The following is a 6,019-nucleotide window of genomic DNA, read 5'->3' on the forward strand; positions in this document are numbered from 1 at the left end:
GATTAAAACTGGAAAAAGTGCATTAATTGGGAGATTTCCTGAGCGTCTAGGGATAAACGCCCTTTAAAATCCACAATATTCTTAAATAATCCCTGTTCTTCTCTGCTTTTAATAATGGCAGCTGCTAAATTATCGCCGATCAGGGGTAAGGTGGTTAACTGCTCGATCGAAGCGGTGTTAGGATTGATTTTAGGGGGTGCGAGGTGACTTTCGGGACTATAATAGGCAAATTCTAGAATCGGCTCCCAAGCTTTCAATCTAGCCACAGGAACACTCAAAGCAGCGGCTAGATCTTCAAGACAAAGCAATTCTACCCCCATACCCGACAATTCCACCAACATTCGCGCTTGATGGATGGATATCCCCGGCAATCGCAGCCAATCATCCACACCCGCTTGACTGACATTAATTTTAATGCCCAATTGTGCCGCCATAGCGATCTCATCGAGGGAACGAAAGCGATAATAGGGATCATTGCTAATTTTGGCTTTTAAAGGGTTAAAAGTGCGTCCTAACCAGTTTTGCGGTGTCATTGTAGTAATTGTCGCCGTTTTTCTTCAAATTCGTACTCAGAAATTAATCCTTCTTGCCGGAGGCGCTCTAATTCCCTTAAAGCTGCCCCGATCGCCTCTACTTGTTTAGGCTCTAAACTGGGGACAGTGGCAGCAGCGGTGGCAGTGGGAAAATAGTTAGCCAAAAATTGGTTATCTTGGATTAAATACCACACTGCATCGATCGCGCAAGCCACCCGGGGAATCGGAGTTTGCCAGAGGAGAAGATAAATAATTCCCCAGAGAGGTTGACCGAGATAAAATTTATGAATACCGGCGATAGGAAAGGGTAAAGCGAGAATGCTGCCGATAAAAGCCAAAAAAATCGCTAATTTACGGCTTTTGGGCTTACTTAATAATTTTTCCACCAGAAGCATGAGACCTGTTCGAGATTGATTTTAGCCTGATCTGAACCTTCTATTCTAAAATAAGTAGGGAGGCACAATTATTTGTAGGATGGGTTAGCGGTAGCGTAACCCATGCGGCCGTTGGGTTTCATGCTTCAACCCAACATACGTTCATCTTATATTTAATTCCACCCACCCACTTACTCTTTGGTTCTAAGTAGGGAGACACAATTATTTGTAGGATGGGTTAGCGGTAGCGTAACATAATCTGGCGTTGGGTTTCATGCTTCAACCCAACCTACGTTCATCTTATATTTAATTCCACTCAGCCACTTAACATAGGGATAAGCAATGACTAGCAGAATCAAGGAAATCTTTCAGACAGGACAACCGGATCAATCCGTCACCGTGCAGGGTTGGGTGAGAACAAAACGAGAATTAAAAGAATTTACTTTCCTGGAAGTTAATGATGGCTCATCCCTGGCCAACTTACAAGTTATCCTCGAACCGACTTTACCCGATTATGAAAATGTACTAAAAGCAATTAGTACAGGAGCGGCGATCGCTGTTTCGGGAAATTTGGTTCCTTCTCCGGGTAAAGGGCAAAATATCGAGTTAAAAGCGGCCGAAATCACCCTTTATGGTGACTGTCCCCCGGATTATCCCCTACAAAAGAAACGTCATTCCTTTGAATTCCTAAGAACTATTGCCCATCTGCGAGCAAGAACCAACACCCTAGGAGCAGTAATGCGGGTTAGAAACGCTTGCGCTACCGCTATACACACTTTTTTCCAAGAAAAGGGCTTTATTTGGGTACATACTCCTATTATTACCGCTAACGACTGCGAAGGTGCGGGGGAATTATTTACTGTCACCAGTTTAGACTTAAAAAAACCCGCCAATTTTGCCGAGGATTTCTTTGGTAAACGGGCCTATTTAACCGTCAGTGGACAATTACAAGCGGAAGTAATGGCCATGGCTTTATCTAATGTTTACACTTTTGGCCCGACTTTTCGCGCTGAAAATTCTAATACTTCCCGTCATCTGGCCGAGTTTTGGATGGTGGAACCGGAAATGGCTTTTTGTGACTTGGAAGGAGATCAGGATTTAGCGGAAGCTTTTCTGAAATATATCTTTAAATTCGTCTTGGAAAATTGTCCCGAAGATTTGCAGTTTTTTAACGAACGTATCGATAAAACGGTGTTAAGTACGGCCGAAAATATCGTTAATAGTGAGTTTGGCCGGATTACCTATAGCGAAGCGATCGAGTTATTAGAAAAAGCTGATCGTCAGTTCGAGTTTCCCGTAGAATGGGGCGTAGATTTACAGTCAGAACACGAACGTTATCTAGCGGAGGAACTATTTAAAAAACCCGTGATTGTCACTAATTACCCCAAGACAATCAAAGCTTTTTATATGCGTCTAGATGACAATAATAAAACCGTTTCCGCTATGGATATTTTAGCGCCCAAGATCGGCGAAATTATCGGCGGTTCCCAACGGGAAGAACGATTAGATGTATTAATCCAAAGAATGCAGGAACAGGGAATGAATCCCGATGATTTGTGGTGGTATTTGGATCTGCGTCGCTACGGTTCCGTTCCCCACGCCGGTTTTGGTTTAGGATTCGAGCGTCTGGTACAATTCATGACGGGAATGACCAATATTCGCGATGTGATTCCTTTCCCCCGCACCCCTTTAAGTGCCGACTTTTAGAATGATGTCTAGAACCCACAGGAGAAAGGTTGTAATCCTCAAGCTTTCAGCTCTAATTTGCTTGGTCTTTGGGGATTTGTACAACTTTATTGTACAAGTCCAAGCTCTTGAACTCCCCAAAAACCCCAAAATCTCGATCGCTGGTTAGGGAGAGAAATGTAAAAAATTATTAAATTGTAGCTTAAAATACAGTTACGGGGGATAGTGTGTGTGGTTGTATGGAATCCTCTTTTAGGGTTGGGTTGGGCTGTCCTTCACCGGATGAAATTCGACGCAGTAGCGGCGATGCTGGGGTGCTGCTATTTTATCGCCAGCGACAGGAAAAACGTTGGGTTGTGGCAGTGGCTCGGCGTTTAAATGGAGATGGGTTCTTGATTACTGCCTACCAAACCGATGGGATTAAAGAAGGGGAAATGCTATGGCTCAAGTAAAAGTTTTCTATGAACCGGAAACGGAATTACTGACTGTCTTCTGGCAGCAACCCAGAAAGGAGCAGATTTGTACTGAACTGGGGGATGGGGTGATTCTGATTAAGGATTCCACCAGTGGCGAGCCGATTGGCTTGGAAATTCTCTCCTATCGCCCTGGGGACAATCGCTTTGATGCGGTGAGCGTCGAATTGGGGCAGTTGAGTCCCGTCCGTTGATATTGGTCATTATTCTGGTTGTCCTCTAACTTCCGAAATCATCTGGGCGTTGAGGATGGGTTTCATGGTGGATAGCTCGTCAGGGAGAGAAATGTAAAGATTTATAAATTGTAGCTTTTGATACAGTTGTGGGGGTGTGTGCTGTGCTGTTATCCTCCTTCTGTCTTGGGTTGGCCTGTTGCTTCACCTAGCTGCGAGGGGGGACTCACTAAGTTCTTTGTCCCCTTTCTCCTGTAACAGTTCTTGATGGGTTTGTCTGAGTTTAGCCTGATTGATAATGATAGCGAGCTTGTAAAAAATAAACCTTATTTCCCGTGACTTTATAAACCAAACGATGCTCTAAATCGATCCGTCGTGACCAAGTGTCGGCAGCAATATACTTAAGAGGTTCGGGTTTACCCAATCCTGTAAACGGATCGCCATCCAAAATATCTGCTACTAAGTCTAAGATTTTATCGCCTTTTTTCGGTTCGTTCCGATACCACCAAGCTAAATCTGCTTTGAAATCAGGACTAAAAACGGGCAAATAACCATGAATAGGATTGTTTTTAGGTTTATCTGGCTTATTTTCTCTTTTAGGACTCAATTCCTAACTCCTCTTTCAATTCAGCTAATGTTTGAGGAGTTGCATCTTCTGTCTGGGTCCATGCTAAAGAGCGAAATAAGCGTTGGGCATTTTCTGGCGATCGCAGTAAATAAACACACTCTAATAAACTGGAAAGCTCATCTTCAGCAATTAACGCCACATTTTTCTGATTGCGACGCTTAATGACGATAATTTGCGATTCGTCACACACCTGATCTAAGATACTGGCTAAATTCATTCTCGCCTGAGAGTAGGTGGTTTCTTTGCTTAACATGATTTTTAGGGAAGACTTGTACAACCTTATTGTACAATTCCAAGCTCTTGAACTCCCCAAAAACCCCAAAATCTGAAGGGATAGGAATGCAAAGATTTATTAAATTGTAGCTTTTGATACAGTTGTCTGGTAGTATGTGTGAATGTGTCTCTTGGTGTTGGGTTGCGTTGTTTTGGTTTACCCTTTTTTGAAATTACTTTCAACTAGCTCACCCGTGATATATTTGTGCAGGATACTAGAGATAAGTGTCTGATAGGGGATACCTTCCTCTATTGCTTTAGATTGAAGAGCATCCAGATCAAGGGAAGACAAACGCAAAGTAACTTTCTTATCCTTATTTAGGGTAGCTTTCCCATAGGATTGTATCTCGGTGATTCTCTCTGGTGTGGTGACAGAAAGCCACTCATCTTTTTCATAAGAATCGAGAATTTCTTGTTCTTCTTGATTAAGCTTAGTCATTATTTTTCTGGAGTCCAAGATATTTCTTTGTCGCTTTTCTTGAGGGAATAATTGTTTTGAGAAATAGTTCTGATGGCGAATCTATATAGGGAACCAGAAAAGCATAACTACCAATTCTTACCACCATCATGCGCTGGTTAGGATATTTAGTAACATTGGGATGGACGAGATCTTCTAGGACATTTCCTTGTTGTATTGCTGTAACGACCATCTCAAATGTTAGCCCTCGTTCTTGTTGAAGTTGTCTGTTCTTTTCTTGACTCCATCGAATTGTTTTTATGCCCTCATTTTCTGACATTTTAGCTAGAGTGTCAATCAAATCCCCAGATCACTGAAAATCCTGATGCTGTCAAGGGAGTAGTACAGATACCAGCGTAAGCCATGAGGGACAGGAATGTAAAGATTTATAAATTGTAGCTTTTGATACATTTGTGGGGGGGTGTGTGTATTGTTGTTTTTAGTTTCCTTTATGGTTGGGTTAGGTTGTTGCTTCACCTAGCTGCGAGGGGGCGAACACTTATGTACTGAGTAGCGAATGGTGATGAAAAAAGGATTTTTCAGATGGCTACCAATTTTAGCCTTAACTATAGCTTTATCTTCTAACTTCTATCAGAATCACGATGATATTGCTCAAGCCCGTAATTCGAGACGTGTAAGCAATGGTTTTGCTTTCGAGATTCAGAATTGTAATAAAGACAATGATTCTGTAGTTTGTACTTTTATGGTTGCAAACTTAGGGGAAGTCAGAGATCTTTATTTTTATCCCAAAGACTCTATCATCATTGATTCTACCGGCAAGCAATTGACGGGATCGGAGGGCCGTATTGGAGGAATAGGTCGTGATCTAGTATATATGAGAGATATGCCTTCTAGAGTCCCCATTAACGGAAAAATTCTCTTTAAAGGAAATTTGCCCGGAAGAATCGTTTATCTGCGATTAGTAGGTTCTGGTTTCTCAGTTGAATGGAGGTAATATATTACCTCGTTCTCAGGTTCTACCTGAAGATTTTTCCTGTGGCAGCAGCATTGAGATTCGTAGGTTGGGCTGACGCAAGGAAACCCAACAACTTCCTGGAATATTTTCACAATTTTTGTTGGGTTTCGCCTTTTGAGCCGATGGGTAATACCTGAGCAATAATGATAGCTCAACCCAACCTACGGCTCGATTAATTAATAAACTTATTCAGACGCCTGTTACCCAACAACTTCCTGGAATATTTTCACAATGTTTGTTGGGTTTCGCCTTTTGAGCCGATTGGTAATACCTGAGCAATAATGATAGCTCAACCCAACCTACGGCTCGATTAATTAATAAACTTATTCAGGAATGATAGTTATGGCAATCAGAATCAAACTTTGGGCAGATTATGGAAGTTACCCACTTTGGGGAGTAGATGAAATTGATAACATTGCTCCTGAAGAATTGCCATTAAGTCAAGC

10 protein-coding genes are annotated in these 6,019 nt (G+C 42.2%); 4 read left to right on the plus strand and 6 right to left on the minus strand.

The genetic code is table 11. The annotated features are described in order from the left end of the window. Positions 1-2 precede the first annotated feature (2 nt). Both ACE1AQ_RS19095 and ACE1AQ_RS19100 read right to left on the minus strand, forming a co-directional pair. A complete protein-coding gene (locus ACE1AQ_RS19095) occupies positions 3-533 on the minus strand; it encodes a ComEA family DNA-binding protein (protein WP_008205245.1) in 531 nt (176 codons plus the stop codon). Beyond that, positions 530-928, minus strand: a complete 399-nt coding sequence (locus ACE1AQ_RS19100; RefSeq protein WP_002788179.1) for an NINE protein — start codon at positions 926-928, stop codon at positions 530-532. The genes ACE1AQ_RS19095 and ACE1AQ_RS19100 overlap by 4 nt, the downstream gene beginning before the upstream one ends. Before the next feature lie 321 nt (positions 929-1,249). Here ACE1AQ_RS19100 and asnS point away from each other — a divergent pair, with 321 nt between their 5' ends. The 3 genes from asnS (at position 1,250) to ACE1AQ_RS19115 (ending at position 3,260) form a co-directional block, all read left to right on the plus strand. After that, positions 1,250-2,614 carry an asparagine--tRNA ligase gene (gene asnS, locus ACE1AQ_RS19105; protein ID WP_374809021.1) on the plus strand — a complete coding sequence of 455 codons (1,365 nt, stop codon included), beginning with the start codon at positions 1,250-1,252 and terminating at the stop codon, positions 2,612-2,614. 218 nt (positions 2,615-2,832) lie between these two features. After that, positions 2,833-3,045, plus strand: a complete 213-nt coding sequence (locus ACE1AQ_RS19110; protein WP_079207245.1) for a hypothetical protein — start codon at positions 2,833-2,835, stop codon at positions 3,043-3,045. Continuing rightward, positions 3,033-3,260, plus strand: a complete 228-nt coding sequence (locus ACE1AQ_RS19115; protein ID WP_002735928.1) for a hypothetical protein — start codon at positions 3,033-3,035, stop codon at positions 3,258-3,260. Before ACE1AQ_RS19110 ends, ACE1AQ_RS19115 begins: the two co-directional genes overlap by 13 nt. Positions 3,261-3,522: 262 nt before the next feature. Here the strand turns inward: ACE1AQ_RS19115 and ACE1AQ_RS19120 are convergent, their stop codons facing one another. The 4 genes from ACE1AQ_RS19120 to ACE1AQ_RS19135 all read right to left on the minus strand — a co-directional run bounded on the left by ACE1AQ_RS19120 (position 3,523) and on the right by ACE1AQ_RS19135 (position 4,877). Next, entirely contained in the window at positions 3,523-3,846 is a 324-nt protein-coding gene (locus ACE1AQ_RS19120) for a Txe/YoeB family addiction module toxin (protein ID WP_002771556.1), read from the minus strand. Next, the gene (locus ACE1AQ_RS19125) at positions 3,836-4,120 is read right to left on the minus strand and encodes a type II toxin-antitoxin system Phd/YefM family antitoxin (RefSeq protein ID WP_012264090.1); all 285 of its coding nucleotides are present in this window, start codon (positions 4,118-4,120) and stop codon (positions 3,836-3,838) included. Before ACE1AQ_RS19125 ends, ACE1AQ_RS19120 begins: the two co-directional genes overlap by 11 nt. Before the next feature lie 177 nt (positions 4,121-4,297). Next, positions 4,298-4,579 (minus strand): hypothetical protein, encoded by a 282-nt coding sequence (locus ACE1AQ_RS19130; RefSeq protein WP_002779898.1) that lies wholly within the window; start codon positions 4,577-4,579, stop codon positions 4,298-4,300. Then, positions 4,572-4,877: a hypothetical protein gene (locus ACE1AQ_RS19135; protein ID WP_002779895.1), complete on the minus strand. Its 306-nt coding sequence runs from the start codon at positions 4,875-4,877 to the stop codon at positions 4,572-4,574. The genes ACE1AQ_RS19130 and ACE1AQ_RS19135 overlap by 8 nt, the downstream gene beginning before the upstream one ends. A 237-nt stretch (positions 4,878-5,114) precedes the next feature. On the opposite strand from ACE1AQ_RS19135, the gene ACE1AQ_RS19140 reads away from it, so the two are divergent. Next, complete coding sequence (locus ACE1AQ_RS19140) at positions 5,115-5,552, plus strand: hypothetical protein (RefSeq protein WP_110544911.1); 438 nt, start codon at positions 5,115-5,117, stop codon at positions 5,550-5,552. Positions 5,553-6,019 lie beyond the last annotated feature (467 nt).

This window comes from Microcystis sp. BLCC-F209, from assembly GCF_041928595.1.
Lineage (GTDB): Bacteria > Cyanobacteriota > Cyanobacteriia > Cyanobacteriales > Microcystaceae > Microcystis.

What these genes read in the sequence shown, in the direction of transcription:
- ACE1AQ_RS19095 (WP_008205245.1), bottom strand. Translation starts at nt 533, where the DNA reads ATGACACCGCAAAACTGGTTAGGACGCACTTTTAACCCTTTAAAAGCC.
- ACE1AQ_RS19135 (WP_002779895.1), bottom strand. Translation starts at nt 4,877, where the DNA reads ATGTCAGAAAATGAGGGCATAAAAACAATTCGATGGAGTCAAGAAAAG.
- ACE1AQ_RS19110 (WP_079207245.1), top strand. Translation starts at nt 2,833, where the DNA reads ATGGAATCCTCTTTTAGGGTTGGGTTGGGCTGTCCTTCACCGGATGAA.
- ACE1AQ_RS19125 (WP_012264090.1), bottom strand. Translation starts at nt 4,120, where the DNA reads ATGTTAAGCAAAGAAACCACCTACTCTCAGGCGAGAATGAATTTAGCC.
- ACE1AQ_RS19140 (WP_110544911.1), top strand. Translation starts at nt 5,115, where the DNA reads ATGGTGATGAAAAAAGGATTTTTCAGATGGCTACCAATTTTAGCCTTA.
- ACE1AQ_RS19115 (WP_002735928.1), top strand. Translation starts at nt 3,033, where the DNA reads ATGGCTCAAGTAAAAGTTTTCTATGAACCGGAAACGGAATTACTGACT.
- ACE1AQ_RS19130 (WP_002779898.1), bottom strand. Translation starts at nt 4,579, where the DNA reads ATGACTAAGCTTAATCAAGAAGAACAAGAAATTCTCGATTCTTATGAA.
- ACE1AQ_RS19100 (WP_002788179.1), bottom strand. Translation starts at nt 928, where the DNA reads ATGCTTCTGGTGGAAAAATTATTAAGTAAGCCCAAAAGCCGTAAATTA.
- asnS (WP_374809021.1), top strand. Translation starts at nt 1,250, where the DNA reads ATGACTAGCAGAATCAAGGAAATCTTTCAGACAGGACAACCGGATCAA.